Origin of the sequence: Nocardioides sp. (genome assembly GCF_035547795.1) — a bacterium.
In the GTDB taxonomy this organism is placed as follows: Bacteria; Actinomycetota; Actinomycetes; order Propionibacteriales; family Nocardioidaceae; genus Nocardioides.
On sequence record NZ_DASZUF010000169.1, the window covers coordinates 19123 to 35393 of the forward strand.

General features: G+C 69.2%; 15 protein-coding genes. 13 read left to right on the top strand and 2 right to left on the bottom strand.

Annotated features, from left to right (window positions below; genetic code table 11):
* The first annotated feature begins 64 nt into the window (after nucleotides 1–64).
* The 5 genes from VHA72_RS11615 to phtC are packed head-to-tail and all read left to right on the top strand — an operon-like array spanning nucleotide 65 to nucleotide 4655.
* A complete protein-coding gene (locus VHA72_RS11615) occupies nucleotides 65–1213 on the top strand; it encodes a zinc-dependent alcohol dehydrogenase (protein WP_325575355.1) in 1149 nt (382 codons plus the stop codon).
* A complete protein-coding gene (locus VHA72_RS11620; RefSeq protein ID WP_325575357.1) occupies nucleotides 1210–1914 on the top strand; it encodes a 4-carboxy-4-hydroxy-2-oxoadipate aldolase/oxaloacetate decarboxylase in 705 nt (234 codons plus the stop codon). Before VHA72_RS11615 ends, VHA72_RS11620 begins: the two co-directional genes overlap by 4 nt.
* Entirely contained in the window at nucleotides 1911–2909 is a 999-nt protein-coding gene (locus VHA72_RS11625; RefSeq protein ID WP_325575359.1) for an amidohydrolase family protein, read from the top strand. The genes VHA72_RS11620 and VHA72_RS11625 overlap by 4 nt, the downstream gene beginning before the upstream one ends.
* 1 nt (nucleotide 2910) lies before the next feature.
* Nucleotides 2911–3912 carry a substrate-binding domain-containing protein gene (locus VHA72_RS11630; protein WP_325575361.1) on the top strand — a complete coding sequence of 334 codons (1002 nt, stop codon included), beginning with the start codon at nucleotides 2911–2913 and terminating at the stop codon, nucleotides 3910–3912.
* On the top strand, nucleotides 3912–4655 hold the full coding sequence (gene phtC / locus VHA72_RS11635; RefSeq protein WP_325575363.1) for a 3,4-dihydroxyphthalate decarboxylase: 744 nt from the start codon (nucleotides 3912–3914) through the stop codon (nucleotides 4653–4655). Before VHA72_RS11630 ends, phtC begins: the two co-directional genes overlap by 1 nt.
* 74 nt (nucleotides 4656–4729) lie before the next feature.
* Here the strand turns inward: phtC and VHA72_RS11640 are convergent, their stop codons facing one another.
* On the bottom strand, nucleotides 4730–5173 hold the full coding sequence (locus VHA72_RS11640) for a MarR family winged helix-turn-helix transcriptional regulator (RefSeq protein ID WP_325575365.1): 444 nt from the start codon (nucleotides 5171–5173) through the stop codon (nucleotides 4730–4732).
* A gap of 374 nt (nucleotides 5174–5547) precedes the next feature.
* On the opposite strand from VHA72_RS11640, the gene VHA72_RS11645 reads away from it, so the two are divergent.
* From VHA72_RS11645 to VHA72_RS11675, 7 genes are all read left to right on the top strand, one after another.
* Nucleotides 5548–6489 (top strand): ABC transporter substrate-binding protein, encoded by a 942-nt coding sequence (locus VHA72_RS11645; protein ID WP_325575367.1) that lies wholly within the window; start codon nucleotides 5548–5550, stop codon nucleotides 6487–6489.
* Nucleotides 6489–7316, top strand: a complete 828-nt coding sequence (locus VHA72_RS11650; protein WP_325575369.1) for an ABC transporter ATP-binding protein — start codon at nucleotides 6489–6491, stop codon at nucleotides 7314–7316. Before VHA72_RS11645 ends, VHA72_RS11650 begins: the two co-directional genes overlap by 1 nt.
* 11 nt (nucleotides 7317–7327) lie before the next feature.
* The gene (locus VHA72_RS11655) at nucleotides 7328–8161 is read left to right on the top strand and encodes an ABC transporter permease (protein WP_325575371.1); all 834 of its coding nucleotides are present in this window, start codon (nucleotides 7328–7330) and stop codon (nucleotides 8159–8161) included.
* 133 nt (nucleotides 8162–8294) lie between these two features.
* Nucleotides 8295–10367 carry a hydantoinase/oxoprolinase family protein gene (locus VHA72_RS11660; protein ID WP_325575373.1) on the top strand — a complete coding sequence of 691 codons (2073 nt, stop codon included), beginning with the start codon at nucleotides 8295–8297 and terminating at the stop codon, nucleotides 10365–10367.
* A complete protein-coding gene (locus VHA72_RS11665) occupies nucleotides 10364–12124 on the top strand; it encodes a hydantoinase B/oxoprolinase family protein (protein WP_325575375.1) in 1761 nt (586 codons plus the stop codon). The genes VHA72_RS11660 and VHA72_RS11665 overlap by 4 nt, the downstream gene beginning before the upstream one ends.
* A complete protein-coding gene (locus VHA72_RS11670) occupies nucleotides 12102–12857 on the top strand; it encodes an SDR family NAD(P)-dependent oxidoreductase (RefSeq protein WP_325575377.1) in 756 nt (251 codons plus the stop codon). The genes VHA72_RS11665 and VHA72_RS11670 overlap by 23 nt, the downstream gene beginning before the upstream one ends.
* Before the next feature lie 25 nt (nucleotides 12858–12882).
* Nucleotides 12883–13719 carry an NAD(P)-dependent oxidoreductase gene (locus tag VHA72_RS11675; RefSeq protein WP_325575379.1) on the top strand — a complete coding sequence of 279 codons (837 nt, stop codon included), beginning with the start codon at nucleotides 12883–12885 and terminating at the stop codon, nucleotides 13717–13719.
* 85 nt (nucleotides 13720–13804) lie between these two features.
* On the opposite strand, the gene VHA72_RS11680 is transcribed toward VHA72_RS11675, so the two are convergent.
* Nucleotides 13805–15049, bottom strand: a complete 1245-nt coding sequence (locus tag VHA72_RS11680; RefSeq protein WP_325575381.1) for an NAD(P)/FAD-dependent oxidoreductase — start codon at nucleotides 15047–15049, stop codon at nucleotides 13805–13807.
* Between the two features lie 166 nt (nucleotides 15050–15215).
* Here VHA72_RS11680 and VHA72_RS11685 point away from each other — a divergent pair, with 166 nt between their 5' ends.
* On the top strand, nucleotides 15216–16232 hold the full coding sequence (locus VHA72_RS11685) for a cupin domain-containing protein (RefSeq protein ID WP_325575383.1): 1017 nt from the start codon (nucleotides 15216–15218) through the stop codon (nucleotides 16230–16232).
* The last annotated feature ends 39 nt before the right edge of the window (nucleotides 16233–16271 follow it).

A 16271-nucleotide genomic window follows, 5' to 3' on the forward strand; every position in this document is an offset into this window, starting at 1 on the left:
GGTGACCCACCTCACGTCGCCATAGTATGTTTGGTTAGACCATTCTGCCAATGAAGGAGCGTCGATGACTCAGAAGGTGCTGGCGGCCGTCCGGACCGCCCCGGGGACGACGGAGATGCGCGAGTTCGATCGGCCCGAGATCGACGAGGACTCCGCGCTCCTCCAGGTCGAGGTGGCCGGCATCTGCGGCACCGACGTGAAGCTCTACAGCAACCCGCCGACCAGCCCCGCGACGCGGGGCCCGGTGATCATGGGCCACGAGAACGTCGGCGTCATCGCCGAGGCGGGCGCGAAGTTCAAGGCCCGCCACGGCCTCCGCGAGGGCGACCGGGTCTTCGTCGAGCACTACGTCGGCTGCTTCAACTGCGAGTGGTGCCGCATCGGCGAGTACCGCCACTGCGAGGCCACCGACTGGCGCACCAACCCCCACGCCCGCCGCTTCGGCTACACCTCCGCCGACAACCCCGGCACGCTGTGGGGCGGCTTCAGCCAGTACATGTACCTGCCGTGGAACGCCGTCCTCCACAAGATCCCCGACACCATCACCGCCGAGCAGGCCGGCCTGGTGATGCCGCTCTCCAACGGCATCGAGTGGGCGCTGCTCACCGCCGGCGTGGGTTACAACGACACCGTCCTCATCCAGGGCCCCGGCCAGCAGGGGCTCTCCCAGCTGGTGGCCGCCAAGCAGGCCGGCGCGTCGAAGATCATCGTCTCGGGCACCACCCGGGACAAGCGCCGCTTCGACCTCGCCAAGGAGCTCGGCGCCGACGAGGTGATCGACGTACTGCAGGAGGATCCGCGGGAGAAGGTCATGGACCTGACCGACGGCCGGGGCGTCGACTTCGTGCTCGACTGCACCTCCCGCGCCGGCACCGCGCCGGTGCTGCTCGGCATCGACGTGCTCAAGCGCCGCGAGGGCACGCTGCTGATCCAGGGCGAGCTGGCGGCATTCCCCGACTTCCCGGTCAAGCAGGTCACCGAGAAGGCGATCACCATCAAGTCCGCTCGCGGACACTCCTTCAACGCCTGCGAGCTGGCCGTCGCGCAGCTCGCCTCGGGCCGCTTCCCGCTGGAGAAGCTCGCCACCCACCGCTACGGCATCGACCAGGTCGACCACGCCATCCGAGTGCTCGCCGGCGAGACCGAGGAGGACGCAATCCACATCTCGCTCATGCCCGAGCTGGTTGGCCAGGCCGGCGGGGCCGTTCGATGAGCATCGTCGTCACCCACCCCCCGCGCGCCGAGCGTGCGGTGGTCGACGCCCTCGGCGAGTACGGCGTGGCCACCATCCACGAGGCCCAGGGCCGCACCGGTCTGCTCGGCTCGCACATCAACCCGATCCAGTCCGGCACCCGGATCTCCGGCAGTGCCGTCACCGTCACGGTGGCGCCCGGCGACAACACCACGATCGGCGTCGCGGTGGAGCAGTGCGGCGAGGGGGACGTCCTCGTCGTCTCCCCGACCGCCCCCTGCGACATGGGCTACTTCGGCGACCTGCTCGCCACCTCCCTGCAGGCCCGCGGCGTCCGGGGCCTGGTGATCGAGGCCGGCGTGCGCGACGTCGCCGACCTCCTCGCGATGGGCTTCCCGGTGTGGTCGAAGTGCATCTCCGCCGAGGGCACCGGCAAGGGCGTGATCGGCGACGTCAACGTCCCGATCAGCATCGCCGGCCGGATCGTGCGCCCCGGCGACGTGATCGTGGCCGACGACGACGGGGTGGTCGTCGTACCCCGTCTCGCGGCTCCCGAGGTGCTCGCCGCGGCCAAGTCGCGCGAGGAGAAGGAGGCCCGCTCCCGGGCGCGCTACTCCGCCGGCGAGATCGCGCTCGACGTGAACGACATGCGCCCGCTCGTCGAGAAGGCTGGCACCCGCTACGTCGACTACGCCGACTGGGCGAAGGAGAACGACGCATGATCATCGACGTCCACGGCCACTACACCACCGCCCCGGGGCAACTGCAGGCGTTCCGCGATGCCCAGCTCGCCGGCCAGACCGCCGAGCTCGCGCCCGTCAGCGACGACGAGCTGCGGGAGAGTGTCGAACCGAACCAGCTGCGCATCCTGCGCGAGCGCGGTGGCGACGTGATGCTGTTCTCCCCCAAGGCGTCCGGCATGGAGCACCACGTGCCGGACACCGCGGTCGCCGCCGCGTGGGCGCGCGCGTCCAACGACCTGGTCCACCGGGTCTGCGCGCTGTATCCGGAGCACTTCGCGCCGGTCGCGCAGCTGCCGCAGACGCCCTCGGGCGAGCTGGCCGGGGTGATCGCCGAGGTCCGGCGCACCGTTACCGAGCTCGGCTTCGTCGGCGTGAACGTCAACCCCGACCCCTCCGGCACCTGGGCCGGCAGACCGGTCACCGACCCGTCGTGGAACCCGCTGTGGGAGGTCATCGAGGAGCTCGACGTCCCCGCCATGGTGCACGTGTCGACCGCCTGCAACCCCAACTTCCACACCCTCGGCGCGCACTATCTCAACGCCGACACCAGTGTCTTCATGCAGTTGCTGCAGGGCGACCTCTTCCAGCGCTTCCCCGGCCTGCGGCTGGTCATCCCGCACGGCGGCGGCGCCGTTCCCTACCACTGGGGCCGCTATCGCGGGCTGGCCATGCGCAACGGCTGGCCGGACCCCGCCGAGCTGCTCGGGAACGTCTTCTTCGACACCGCCGTCTACCACCAGCCCGGCATCGACCTGCTCACCCGGGTGGTGCCGAGCACCAACATCCTCTTCTCCTCCGAGATGCTCGGCGCGGTGCGCGGCGCCGACCCGGCGACCGGGATCCCCTGGGACGACACCTTGCGGTACGTCGAGGCCGCCGGCCTCTCCCCCGACGACCTGGCCGCCGTCTGTGAGACCAACGCCCGGCGGGTCTACCCGGCGCTCGACCGGCGACTCAAGGCACAGGGGCGCTGACATGGGCCGGATCCAGCTGACCTTCGCGTGCGGTGACTACGACCGCACCCGCGGCCTCGAGGACGGCAGCGTCCCCGTCGACGGCGTCGACCTGACCTACCTGCGGCTGCCGGTGGAGGAGACGTTCTTCCGGATGCTGCGGCATCGGGAGTTCGACGTGGCCGAGATGTCGCTGTCGACGTACACCGCGACGCTCAACGCCCTCGACGCCGGCGAGGAGCCGCCGTTCGTGGCCCTGCCGGTCTACACCTCACGGCAGTTCCGGCACGGCGGCATCTTCGTCAATGCCGCCGCCGGCATCGAGAAGCCCGCCGACCTCGCCGGCCGACGGATCGGCATGCCGGAGGTACAGCTGACCGCCTGCGTGTGGCAGCGCGGCATCCTCGCCGACGAGCACGGCCTCCCGATCGACGCCGCCACCTTCCACACCGGCGGCCAGGAGCGGCCGGGGCGCATCGAGAAGGGGAAGGTCGACGTCCCGTACTCCGTCTCCCCGATCGGCCCGGAGCAGACCCTGTCGGAGATGCTGTACGACGGCGAGATCGACGCGCTCCTCTCGCCCCGCATCCCGAGCTCGTTCGGGCGCGGTGACGGCCGGGTGGTGCGACTCTTCCCAGACACGGTCGCGGCCGAGAAGGCCTACTACGCGGCGACCGGCATCTTTCCGATCATGCACGTGGTGGCGATCAGGCGCGAGGTCTATCAGCGCCACCGCTGGATCGCCCAGTCGCTGACCAAGGCGCTCATCGAGGCGAAGGCACAGGCCTATGCCCGGATCTACGACTCCTCCGCGCTGCGCTTCATGGAGCCCTGGCTGATGGTGCACCTGGAGGAGGCACGCGCGCTGATGGGCGACGACTTCTGGTCCTACGGCCTGGGCGCATCCGACCGGCGCACGCTGGAGACGTTCCTGCGCTACCACCACGAGCAGGGCCTCTCCCGTTCACCGCGTACGCCGGAGGAGCTCTTCGCGCCCGAGTCGCTCGAGGCGTTCGTGATCTGATGGCCGACGACCTCGACGACCTCGACGACCTGCGCCGTACCGTCGCGCTCGGCTGCCGGATCCTGGCCGCCACCGACACCACCACGCCGCTGCTCGGCCACATCAGCGTGCGACTCGACGACGGCCGCGTGCTAGTCCGCTGCCGCGGGCCACACGAGGCCGGGCTGCTGTTCACCGAGGCCGCCGACATCCGCGTGGTGGGGCTCGACGACAGCGGCGAGGTGGGCGACGGCTACCGGCTGCCGAACGAGTACTCGATCCACGCCGAGATCCTGCGCGCCCGGCCGGAGGTGACCTCGGTGGTGCACGCGCACCCGCGCAACGCCGTCCTCGCCGACCTGGCCGGCGTCGAACTGCGGCCGGTCTTCGGCGCGTTCGACATCCCCGCCTACCGCCTCGCCGACCAGGGCGTCCCGGTCTACCCGCATCGGGGCCTGGTGCGCACGGCCGCGTCCGGCCGCGCCCTGGCGGACACGCTCGGCGTTGCCTCCGTCGCCCTCCTGCGCGGCCACGGCGTGGTCACCACCGGCGACGACGTCGCCGAGGCGGTCGCACACGTGCTCGCCCTCGACGAGCTCGCCGGCATCTCGTTGCGGCTCGCCGGGCTCGGCGCGCACCCCGACGTCGTATCCACCGAGGACCGCGCCGACCTGCCCGACCTCGGCGCCAGCTTCAACGTGCAGGCGCTGTGGCGCCACCATCTGCGCCGGCTCGAGCGGCAGGGGCTGGCCGACCTCGGCTGACGCCAGCGATCCGCACCCACGACCGAGGCCGGACCGGCACCGGCTCGGCCTCGCCTGTCTCAGATGAGCCGGTCTCAGATGAGATCGGCGAGCCTGTTCATCAGCGGGATCGCCGAGACGAGGCGCTTGATCTCGCCGGAGGAGAAGTACTCGTCCAGCACCTCCACCATGGCGTGAGCCGCGGCCTGGTCGTGGCTCGCGAGCGCGGCTCGACCGGTCTTGGTCAGCTCGATGACCGTACGCCGGCCATCGGTGGAGTGCGCGTCGCGGGTGACCAGCCCCCGAGCCTCCAGGTCACGCACGATCGCCGCGATGGCCTGCGAGGTGACCTGCTCGTGTCGCGCGATGTCGCTCGGCGAGAGCGCCCCCTCGTGCGAGAGCCGGAGGAGCACCAGGAGCTCGTTGAACTTCACCGCGCCCTCGGCATCGCCCTCGGCCGAGAGGCGGCGCAGCCGGCGGGCGACGCGTCCGACGGCCACACGAAGCTCCTGGGACACCTGCATCAGATCGTCGGACATGGGGTGAGGGTAGCGGCTTCCGTAGGGACCGCAGGCAGCCGCCCCGCGCGGTAGATCACTCATCCAGGTTACGTAAGTGGAATTTACGAGTCAACGATCCTGGGGAATTTGGAATCAATATCGAGAAATTCTCAAATTTGTCGGTCCAATGGATTGACCACTGTGACGAGGGCCACTAGCGTCCGACGACGTGGGCGGCACGGAAGCCCACGTGAACGAAGCGATCAGACGCTCTCCCAGGGGGTTATCCCATGTCGCTCCACCGCCGTGGCCGCCGTTGTGTGGCGGCTGCGTTCTCATCCGTCCTGCTGCTGGCAGCCGCCGGTCTCACGGCCTGCGGCGGAGGGTCCTCCACCGCCGCGGCCGGGGGCGGCGTGCCGACAGTCACGATCGGCAAGGCCGTCGACACCATCGGCTTCTCCGCGGTCGATGTGGCCCAGCAGATGGGCTACTTCAAGGACGCCGGGGTCAACGTCAAGACCACCCTGCTCCAGGGCAGCAGCCAGGCGACCGCTGCCCTCCAGGGCGGCAGCATCCAGTTCGCCACCCTCTCTTCCACCGCGTTGCTCCTTGCCGCCAGCCAGGGGGTGAAGCTCCAGGCCGTCATGAGCCTCGACCATGGCGTCTCGGTCCAGATCGTCGCCACGAAGGACTGGGCTAGTAAGCACGGCATCACCCCGACCGCGCCGCTCGGCCAGCGGATGAAGGGTCTCGAGGGCGCCAAGGACGCGGCGATCTCCTCCACCGGGACCTCGGTGCTGAAGCTGATGATGGATCAGAACGGCGCCGACTCCGGCAAGGTCGACTTCGTCACCGTCGGCTCGGACGCCGCCGGCTCGGCCGCACTCGGCCACGGCACGCTGCAGGTCTTCGTCGGCTCCCCGCCCTCGACGTACTACATGGCGGACAACGCCAACAGCGAGATCGTCGCCAACGCCACCGAGGTGCCGGCGATGAAGGACATGGCCTACGACATCCTCATCACCAACCCGTCCTGGGCCGGGAGCAACCCCAAGACGGCGACCGCCGTGGCGACCGCGCTGAGCCGGGCCGAGAACCTGATGGCGACCGACCCGGGCAAGGTCATCGCCCTGGAGCAGAAGCACTTCCCGTCCTACTCCAAGGACGAGCTGATGCAGAGCCTCAAGCAGGTGCAGTGGACGACCAACGGCACCTTCACGCAGCCCATGTGGGACGACGCGGTCAAGGTCTCGCAGCAGATGGGACAGCTCAAGGGCGCGGTCGACACCCAAGAGAACGGGCTGTGGACCAACAAGTACATCGACACCGCGAAGACCGCCCCCGGGAGCAACTGATGTCGTTCGCCCAGCCCACCAACGCCCCCGACACCGCCTCCGCGCGGCGCCGGGAGAGCATGGAGGCCTCGATCCGCATCGTCGACGTCGAGCAGCGCTTCGCCCCGACCAATCGGCCCGCGTTCAACGCCCTGGAGGCGGTGAACTTCGAGATCGGTCCGACCGAGTTCTGCTCGATCGTCGGACCGAGCGGCTGCGGGAAGTCCACCGTGCTCAACATGGTGGCCGGCTTCCTGCAGCCCACCGCGGGCCGGATCGAGGCTCTCGGCAAGCCGGTCACGAAGGTCAACACCGAGCTCGGGTACGTCACCCAGGACTCCAACCTGCTGCCCTGGCTCACCACGGCCAAGAACATCGAGCTGCCGCTCAAGATCCGCGGATACGCCAAGCCGGAGCGCGAGAGACTGGTCGCGGAGTGGATCGAGCTGGTCGGCCTGGAGGGCTTCGAGAACTCCTACCCCCACCAGCTGTCCGGCGGCATGCAGAAGCGGTGCGCGATCGCCCGGACGCTGGTCTACGACCCCGAGGTGCTGCTCCTCGACGAGCCGTTCGGCGCCCTCGACGCGATCACCAAGACGGTGCTCCAGGGCGTGCTGCTCGACCTGTGGTCCACCAAGCCACGCAGCGTCTTGTTCGTGACCCACGACCTGAACGAGGCGATCACGCTCTCGGACAAGGTCGTCGTGATGACCAAGCGCCCGGGCACCGTCAAGGCGATCGTCCCGATCGATCTGCCCCGGCCGAGAAACGTCTACGAGATCGGCTCCGACCCCCGCTTCGCCGAGCTGCACCACGGGCTGTGGTCGCTGTTCAAGAGCGAGATCTGAGAGGAGACGCCATGAGTGTCATGCAACGTAGCCGCCAGGCCCCCGCCGAGTCCGCCGACATCGAGGCCGGCGCCCGCGCCAGGTCGCTCCGGGTGCCCGCGACGGCGTGGATCGCCGCCGGACGCCTCGCCATCGTCCTGGTCCTGCTCGTGGCCTGGCAGCTGGCCTCGGGACGGCTGGTCCCGGCGTACCTCATCAGCAGCCCCACGGCGGTGGCGCATCGGCTCTACGACCTGTTCGCGAGCGGCACCGCATGGGCCGACATCTGGATCACCACCGAGGAACTCGTCCTCGGCTATGCCATCGGCGTGGTCGGTGGCATAGCGGTCGGCGTCGCGCTGGGCACCTCGCGGATCGCGGCCGCCCTGATCGAGCCGCTGCTGGCCGCGCTGAACAGCATCCCGAAGATCGCCCTCGCCCCGCTCTTCCTGCTGTGGTTCGGCATCGGGCTCAGCTCCAAGGTCGCGATCGCGGCGATGACGGTCTTCTTCGTGATGTTCTACAACGTCTACATGGGCATGGGCACCATCCCCAACGGCCTGGTCAACACGCTGCAGATCATGGGCGCCAGCCGCCGCGTGATGATCCGCCAGCTAGTCCTGCCTCAGCTCACCGTGCCGATCCTGGCCGGCCTCAAGGCCGGCGTGTCGTTCGCGATGATCGGTGTCGTCGTCGGCGAGTTCGTCGCCGCCGACAAGGGGCTGGGCTACTCGGTCCGCAACTCGACCGATCTGTTCGACTCACCGGGCGTGTACGCCGGGATCATCCTGCTGATGCTGCTCGTGCTCATCGGGATCGGCCTGGTCACCCTGCTCGAGCGACGCCTGCTGCGCTGGCGCCGCTGAAAGTCCACTGCCACCCGTGACCGCCTGCCGGCGGCGTCGTCCGTCGGCGGTCGGCGGCAGCCGATGCGCGCGCACCGCCGCAGTCTGCCCGCGCTGTCGGCCCCACCCCTACCCCACAAGCCCTGGAGGATGCATGGCGCGCTATCGCCTGACCGTCGACACCGGAGGCACGTTCTCCGACTTCGTACTGCTCGACGAAGAGACCGGTGAGCACCGGGTCCTGAAGGTCCCGTCCACCCCCGATGATCCCGGACGGGCCATCCTCGACGGCCTCGACGTCTTGGCGAAGGACGGAGTCTCGCCCGCCGACATCGTCTTCTTCTGCCACGGCACCACCGTCGCCACCAACGCTCTTCTCGAGGAGAAGGGCGCTCGCGTCGGCCTGGTCGTCACCCGTGGGTTCACGGGCATCTACGAGACCCAGGAGCAGAGCCGCCCCTACGGCCCCAGCGTCTTCGACCTGACCTACACCAAGCCGCCACTGCTGGTCCCGGGCCGGCGTACCGCCGAGGTCACCGAGCGGATCGGGGCGAACGGCGAGGTGCGGATCGACCTGGACGAGTCCTCGATCGAGGAGGTCGTCGCCAGGTTCGAGCGCGAGAACGTCGAGTCGGTCGCCGTCTGTCTGCTCTTCTCCTTCATGAACGACGACCACGAGCGTCGCGTCAAGAAGCGACTCAAGGAGGCTCATCCACAGTGGTGGGTGTCGACCTCCTCGGAGCTGCTGCCACAGATCCGTGAATACTTCCGCCTCTCGACGGTCGTCATCAACGCCTACGTCTCGCCGGTGCTGGGTCGCTACGTCGAGAGGCTCGAGAGCGAGCTCGATGCGCTGAAGGTCGCGCCACAGGCGCGATTCACGATGCAGTCCAATGGCGGCTCCTCCCCGTTCACCAGCACCTCGGGGCGCGCCGTGGGCACGATCTTGTCGGGTCCCGCCGGTGGCGTGACCGCCGGCTCCGCGCTCTCGAAGGCGACCGGGAACGACAACATCATCACCTTCGACATGGGCGGTACCAGCTGCGATGTCGCCCTCATCCAGCACGGCGAGCCGGTCATCACCGACCGGTCCAAGATCGACGGTCGCGACATCGCGATCCCGATGCTCGACATCACCACCGTCGCTGCCGGTGGCGGCACGATCTCGCGAGTCGACGAGTACGGCGCGCTGCACGTCGGTCCCGCCTCGGCCGGTGCCGTCCCGGGCCCCGCCTGCTATCTCCGTGGCGGCACCCAGCCGACCACCACCGACTGCAACGTCGTACTCGGCTACCTCAACTCCGGCTCGCTGCTCGGCGGGGCCATGACGATCGACCGGTCCCTGGCCGAGAAGGCCGTGCGGACCGAGTTGGCGGACAAGCTGGGCATGGACGTGCTCAAGGCTGCTGAGGGCCATGTCAGGATCATCGACGTCCAGATGGGCGAGGCGGTCAAGTCGATCTCCACCGAGCGCGGATTCGACCTGCGCGAGTTCGCCCTGGTCCCGTTCGGTGGTGCTGGCCCGCTGCACGCCTGCCGTATCGCGAAGGACCTCGGCCTGGCGCGCGTGGTCATCCCGACCTACCCGGGCGCGTTCTCCGCGCTGGGCCTGCTCATGTCCGACGTCAAGCACGACTACCTGCGCAGCCGCCTGTCGAACATCGAGGACTGCGACCCCGCCGAGATGACCGCGCTGTTCACCGAGCTCGCCTCGCAGGGCAAGGAACAGCTTGCGGCCGAGGGCTTCACCGAGGACCAGATGACGTTCCGCTACTACGCGGACCTGCGCTACGCCGGCCAGGGCTATGAGAACCCGGTGCCGCTCACCGCGCTGCCGACGTCGCCGAGTGACATCGCGGCCGTTCGCTCCGACTTCGACCGGATCCACGAGCAGTGCCACGGCCACGCGGCCCCCGGGCAGCCGGTCGAGATCGTCAACTACCGCGTCGAGGCCTTCGGCGTCGTACCGCAGATCCGGCTCGCCGATCTCGACAAGGCCACCGGTCCGGTCGAGGACGCGATTGTCGGCACCCGCGACGCCTACTTCTCGGACGTCGCCGCCACGCCGTTCGCCGTCAACGTCTACCAACGCGAGAGGCTGCGCGCCGGCCACACCTTCGACGGTCCGGCCCTGATCGACCAGTACGACTCCACCACCGTCGTGTGCGCGGGTCAGACCGTCACCGTCGACGACCACGGCAACCTGATTGTGGAGAACAACCGATGACCGAGACCACACCCAGCGTCGACCCGATCACCGTCGAGGTGATCAGTCAGTCCCTCGGCGGCATCGTCCAGGAGATGCAGAACTCGCTGTTCTGCACCGGCTACTCGACGATCGTGCGGGAATCGCGCGACGCGAGCTGCGCCATCCTCGACTCCGAGGGTCGCGTGCTCTCCCAGTTCACCGTGCTCCCCCTTCACCTGGGCGCGTTCCCCGCATGCGTCCAAAGCCTGCTCGCGTTCTACCCGGCCGACACCTTGAAGCCGGGCGACGCGTTCATCGTGAACCATCCCTACTACGGCGGCAGTCCGCATGCCCCGGACATGGCGCTGATCGCACCGATCATCGTCGACGGTCGGCTGTTCGGCTTCAGCGCGAGCATCGCCCACAAGTCCGACATCGGTGGCATGGTGCCGGGCTCGAGCTCGGGCCTGGCTCGCGAGATCTTCCACGAGGGCATCCTGCTGCCGCCGGTGAAGTTCGTGGACGAGGGTCGCACCGTGCCGGAGGTCGACACCATCCTGCGCGCCAACAGCCGTACGCCGGAGCTGGTGCTGGGCGACCTCGGCGGCCAGGTCGGCTGCACCGCCCTGGGCGCCACCCGGGTCGCCGATCTGTGCCACAAGTACGGCGCCGACGTGGTCGCCGCCGCGGCGGAACGGCTCTACCTGCTCACCGAGCAGCGCATCCGGGCCGCCGTCGCCCAGTGGCCCGACGGGGTCTACTCGGGCAGCGCCGCGCTCCACAGCGACGGGCTCGAGGACAACCAGCCGATCACCATCCGCGTGACGGTCACCGTCAAGGGCGACCAGGCGAGCTTCGACTGGTCCCGGACCGATGACCAGGTCGCCGGCCCGTACAACATCCGCCCACCACTGGTGCGGGCCGTGTGCTCGTACGTGCTCAAGTGCCTCGTCGATCCCGACCTGCCCTCCAACGAGGGCCTGACGCTGGCCGTCGAGAGCACGACACGGCCGGGCTCCGTCGTCGATCCGCACTTCCCGGCACCGGTCAACACGTACATGCCGATCGCCAACGTCGCCGTCGAGGCAGCCCTGGACGCGTTCGCGGAGATCCTGCCGCTGGCCCGGATCGCGGAGAGCAGCCGCGGCATCAGCGGCACGATCTCCCACTTCGAGGACGGCGGCCGGTTCCCGCGGGTGCAGTACGAGCTGCCGGCCGGCGCCATCGGGGCTCGCGCCGACGGCGACGGCGTCTCGGCGTCGAAGGCGCACGTCGCCAACGGCACGATCACACCGATCGAGATCATCGAATCCGAGTTCCCCGTCGAGCTGGTCAGCTTCGAGCTGGTCCCCGACTCGGGCGGCGCCGGCCGCTATCGCGGCGGACTCGCCTACGTCCGCGAATATCGCATGCTCGGCGACGGCCAGTTCAGCAGCCGCGTCGGCCAGATGCTGTCCTCGCCGGTGGGCCGCAACGGCGGCCGGCCGGGCTCGCCGGGTGCCACCGTCGTCAACCCCGGTACGCCGCAAGAGCACGTCATCTTGTCCCGGGACGGCAACTACCGCCTGTACCCCGGCGACGTCATCCGACGCGAGATGACCGGTGCCGGTGGCTACGGCGATCCGCTCGACCGCCCCGCCGAGGAGGTCCTCGACGACGTCCTCGACGGATACGTGACCCCCCGGGGCGCCCGCGAGAGCTACGGCGTGGTCGTCGTTCCCGACGGTCCGGGCTGGGTGATCGACCATGCCGCAACCAAGAAGGAGAGACAGCGTGCAGCAGCGTTTCGAAGGTAAGACCGCCATCGTCACCGGGGCCGGCCGCAACGTCGGTGCGGCGATCGCCCGCCGCCTCGCCGACGAGGGTGCCAGCATCGCCGTCGTCGATCTCGACCAGGGCCGCGGCACCGCGGTCGCCGAGGAGATCAACGCCAGGCACCCCGGCTCCGCCCGGTGGTTCGGCTGCGACGTGTCCGACTCCGAGCAGGTCCAAAAGCTCGTCACCGATGTCGTGGCGGCGTTCGGGACCGTGGACGTCCTGGTCAACAACGTGGCCATCACCGACCGTGGCGCGACCGTCCTCGACCTCGAGGAGGACACGTGGCACCGGGTGCTGAAGGTCTGCATGGACAGCGTCTTCCTCTGCAGCAAGTACGCCGGCCGGCAGATGGTTGCGGCCGGCAACGGCGGCGCCATCGTCAACATCGGATCGACCTCGGGCTACCGCGCTCGGGTCAACGCCACCGCGTACGCCGCCGCCAAGGCGGCCGTCCTCAGCCTCACCCGGTCCATGGCCGCGCAACTCGGCGAGCACGGCATCCGGGTCAACACCGTCGTCCCCAACAAGGTCGGCTCGCCGGTCGGTCAGGACGTCGAGCCCGAGGGCCGCAAGCGCGACAACGTCCTCAATCGTGGGGCCGTCCCGGCGGACATCGCCAACGCCGTCGCCTTCGTCGCCTCCGACGAGGCCGCCTTCATGACCGCGGCCGACATCCTCGTCGACGGTGGCTCCCTCTACGCCGGGTCCTGACAGCTATCAGACAAGGAGATCCATGATGACCTCGACCACCCCGCTCAGCGTTGGCGTGATCGGCCTCGGCGCGATGGGCCGCCCGATGGCCGAACACCTACTCAAAGCCGGCCATCCGACCACCGTTCTCGACCTGGATGCCGACGTGGTCGCCGCCGTCGTCGGGCAGGGCGCCTCGGCGACGGACGAGCTCGCCGAGATCGCCGAGAACGACCTCGTCCTGATCGTCGTCCCCACCGACGCCGACGTCCGCGAGGTCTGCCTCGGCGAGAACGGCCTGATCTCGAACCCGCGCAAGGGCTCGGTCTGGATGATCAACGCCTCGGTCACTCCGCAGACCTGCGCGGACATCGCCGCGGCCTGCGCCCAGGTCGGCGTCGACGTACTCGACGGCGCGCTCACCGGCGGCGTACGCGGCGCCGACGCCGGCGAGATCAACCTCCTCGTCGGCGGCGACGGCGCTGTCCTCGAGCGGATCCGCCCCGGGCTGGACCCGTGGTGCAAGGCCGTCCACCACCTCGGCGACCTCGGCGCCGGCCAGGTCGGCAAGACGGTGAACAACATCTGCCACTGGATCCAGATCGCCGGCGTGCACGAGGCGCTGTTGCTCGGCCAACGCCTCGGCGTCGCACCGTCGAAGTTGCGCGCGGCCCTGGCCGACAGCCCGGCGCAGAGCCGCACCATCGCCGAGATCGACCAGATGAGGTTCACCTGGTGGAAGAAGGACATCGACAACGCCCACCTGATGGCGGAGCCGATCGGCTACCAGATGCCCGTCACCGACCTCGTCTACTCCCTGATGCCTGGCATCACCGTCGACCGCATCGCCAAGCTGGTGAAGGACGAGGATCCCGACGCCTGAGGTCGTTGGCTGTCGCCGGCTGCTGTCGTCGACAGCCACCCCGCCATCCTCGCCGGAGCGTCTTGCCCCGCTTCGGCGAGGAGGATCAGGTGGCGGAGATGAGCTCCTTCAGCGGGCGCCCGGCATCGACGGACAACTCCGCCGGGATCGAGCGGCCCTCCCCGAGCAGCTTGCGGATGGCCATGTAGTCACGGGGCGTGTTCACCGCGTCGACGGCGATCAGTCGGCCAGCGGCGTAGTAGAGCACCGAGAACTGCTCGGTGTCGGGCTCGCCTCGGACGACGACCTGGTCGTAGCCGTTGGACAGGCCCGCGATCTGAAGCTTGATGTCGCCCTGGTCGGACCAGAACCACGGCACGGCCCGGACCTCGGCCTCCCGGCCGAGCAGCGAGGCCGCGGCCACCTGGGCCTGCGCGATCGCGTTCTGCACCGACTCGATCCGGACCCGGCCCTCGCCGGTGAGCGGATGCGGCAGCGTGGTGCAGTCACCGGCGGCGACGATGGCCCGGTTGCTGGTCCGGGCGGCCGCATCGACCACGATGCCGTGATCGATCTCGAGGCCGAGCTGCCCAGCGAGCTCGGTCCGGGGCTCGAGGCCGATGCCGACCAGCACCAGGTCGGCGGCCAGCAGCCGCCCGTCGGCCAGCCGTACGCCGCTGACGGCGCTCGCCCCCTCGATCCGCTCCAGGGCCGTCTGCAGGAGGATGCGGGTGCCGCGTCGCTCGTGGGCCCGGCGGTAGAACTCCGAGACCACCGGCGCCACCGCTCGGCCGAGCAGCCGGTCCGCGACGTCGACGACGGTGACGTCCTTGCCGGCGGCCCGCGCTGCCGCGGCAGCCTCGAGGCCGATGAATCCCCCTCCGACGACGACGACCTGCTCGGCCGTCGCCAGCCGATCGCGCAGTTCGTGGGCGTTGCGCAGGTGGCGCAGGTAGCAGACGCCCTCGAGGTCGGCACCTGGCAGCCGCAACCGGCGCGCCCGCCCACCGACGGTGAGCGCGAGCCGCGCGAAGCCGATCTTCTCTCCCGCGTGGGTCACGGCAACGCCGGCCCCACCCTGGGGGTCGTCGAGCTCGATCCGCTCGATCTTGGTGCTCAGTCGCAGGTCGATGCGGTTCTCGGCGTACCACTCCGGCTGGCGGAAGGCGAGCGAGTCGGCGGTCGCCTTGCCGGACAGGTATGCCTTCGAGAGCGGAGGACGCTGGTACGGCGCGCGCTTCTCGCTGCCCACCAGCACGATCGGCTCGTCGTCGCCCAGGTCGCGCAGCGAGGTCGCGATCTGCAGACCGGCCTGGCTGGCTCCGACGATGAGCGTTCCGGAGCGATCCATCGGACCTCCTAATGGTAGATTGGTTATACCATACTTGCCGGCGCGGTCGGAGCGCAATCCGTTTCCGGTTCCGCGATGTGACGGCCCTCATAGCCACCACTAGATTGGTCATACAGTTAGCCCTATACTTCAGCACGTTCCCGCGACGCTGAGAAAGCGAGAGACCATGGCCAAGAAGACCCGCACCTTCGTACGGGGGATGAACTCCGAGACCTACACCCTCAACCAGTTCCGCCGGGCGCAGCTCGCGGCCCCGCGCGTGCGGGACAACACGATCGTCACCGACACCGGTGACAGCGTGGCCCACTCGGGGGACTCGGCGAAGACGCGGACGTGGTGGCGGATCGGACCGGGCGACGAGCCGTTCCTCACCCAGACCATCCAGGTCCACTTCAACGAGTTCCCGGGCGAGAGCGCCAACAACGGTCACGGGCACCAGAACGAGGCGGCCTTCTACATCCTCGAGGGTCGCGGCTACGAGATCCACGACGGCTTGCGCTACGACTGGGAGAAGGGCGACCTCTGCTTCGTCCACACCGACTCCCATCACCAGCACTTCAACCCGTACCCGGAGGTGGCGCGCGCGCTGGTGTTCAAGTCCAAGAGCCTGTGGATGTTCATGGGCCTCATCCAGCAGGGCCGCAAGGGCCCGATCGACCGCCCCGACGAGTTCGGCGAGCGCGAGGAATGGTCCCGGATCTGGACCCCGGGCGCCGTCGACATGAACAAGGTCGTCAAGCCGACCGACGGTCAGTGGGAGTACACCCCGCTGGGCTACATGCGGTGGATGAACCACAAGGACAAGACGCCGAACAACCGTCAGTTCTCGATGGACTTCTATGAGGTCACCACGCCGGCGGGCGGGCGCACCGGCAAGTACTGGAAGATGGCGGACCAGGTCTTCTACGCCCTCCAGGGCGACGGCTACTCCCTGATGTGGGAGGTCGAGGCGGAGATCGCGGAGAAGTACTACGCCCGCATCGCCAAGGAGCCGACCCGTCACGAGTTCCGCGAGGGCGACACGATCTACGTCCCGCAGAACACGGTCGTGCAGCACTTCGCCGCCGACGGCACGCCGTTGCACCTGCTCGGCGCGGAGAACCGGATCTTCCAGTACCTCGGCTACGACAACATCTACTTCTTCGAGGACGCCCCGGAGTACACCGAGCACCAGGACAGCTGAGCCCCCGCTCCGCGGTTCCTACCGAGCCAGCGCCCCGCC

Coding starts and splice junctions, on each gene's coding strand:
- VHA72_RS11650 (WP_325575369.1), top strand. CDS start 6,489: ATGTCGTTCGCCCAGCCCACCAACGCCCCCGACACCGCCTCCGCGCGG.
- VHA72_RS11640 (WP_325575365.1), bottom strand. CDS start 5,173: ATGTCCGACGATCTGATGCAGGTGTCCCAGGAGCTTCGTGTGGCCGTC.
- VHA72_RS11680 (WP_325575381.1), bottom strand. CDS start 15,049: ATGGATCGCTCCGGAACGCTCATCGTCGGAGCCAGCCAGGCCGGTCTG.
- VHA72_RS11685 (WP_325575383.1), top strand. CDS start 15,216: ATGGCCAAGAAGACCCGCACCTTCGTACGGGGGATGAACTCCGAGACC.
- VHA72_RS11660 (WP_325575373.1), top strand. CDS start 8,295: ATGGCGCGCTATCGCCTGACCGTCGACACCGGAGGCACGTTCTCCGAC.
- VHA72_RS11655 (WP_325575371.1), top strand. CDS start 7,328: ATGAGTGTCATGCAACGTAGCCGCCAGGCCCCCGCCGAGTCCGCCGAC.
- VHA72_RS11615 (WP_325575355.1), top strand. CDS start 65: ATGACTCAGAAGGTGCTGGCGGCCGTCCGGACCGCCCCGGGGACGACG.
- VHA72_RS11630 (WP_325575361.1), top strand. CDS start 2,911: ATGGGCCGGATCCAGCTGACCTTCGCGTGCGGTGACTACGACCGCACC.
- VHA72_RS11625 (WP_325575359.1), top strand. CDS start 1,911: ATGATCATCGACGTCCACGGCCACTACACCACCGCCCCGGGGCAACTG.
- VHA72_RS11620 (WP_325575357.1), top strand. CDS start 1,210: ATGAGCATCGTCGTCACCCACCCCCCGCGCGCCGAGCGTGCGGTGGTC.
- phtC (WP_325575363.1), top strand. CDS start 3,912: ATGGCCGACGACCTCGACGACCTCGACGACCTGCGCCGTACCGTCGCG.
- VHA72_RS11675 (WP_325575379.1), top strand. CDS start 12,883: ATGACCTCGACCACCCCGCTCAGCGTTGGCGTGATCGGCCTCGGCGCG.
- VHA72_RS11665 (WP_325575375.1), top strand. CDS start 10,364: ATGACCGAGACCACACCCAGCGTCGACCCGATCACCGTCGAGGTGATC.